At 49.7% G+C, this 362-nt stretch carries 1 protein-coding gene; it reads left to right on the top strand.

The annotated features are described in order from the left end of the window. Positions 1–362, top strand: a 362-nt coding sequence (locus KH400_RS30175) for a hypothetical protein (RefSeq protein ID WP_217228461.1), incomplete at both ends; no start/stop codon positions are given.

Below are 362 nucleotides of genomic sequence, written 5' to 3'. Positions count from 1 at the left end.
AGGGGGAGAAGAGAAAGAGAGGGGGGGAAGGGGAAGGAGAAGAAAAAAGAGAGGGAAAAAGGAAAAGGAGGGGGAAAGGAGAAAGAGGGGGAGAGGGGGAGAAGAGAGGAGGGAAAAAAGGAAAAAGAGGGAGAGGGAAAGGGAAGGAGGGGGAGAGAGAGAAGGGGAGGAAGAAAGGAAGAGAGGGAAAAAAAAAAGAAGAGAAAAGGAGGGGAAGAGGGAAAAAAGAGAAGAAGGGAGGAAGAGAAAAAAGAAGAGGGGAAAAAAGGAGGAAGGGAGAGGGGAGAGGGAAGGGGGAAAAAGAAAGAAAAAGGGGGGGGAAGAGGGAAGGGGAAAGAAAAGGGGAGAGAGGAAAAAGAAGG

This window comes from Desertibacillus haloalkaliphilus, assembly GCF_019039105.1.
In the GTDB taxonomy this organism is placed as follows: Bacteria; Bacillota; Bacilli; order Bacillales; family KJ1-10-99; genus Desertibacillus; species Desertibacillus haloalkaliphilus.
Note: the sequence above shows the minus strand (reverse complement) of the source record. Positions and strands in the feature narration are given on the sequence as shown.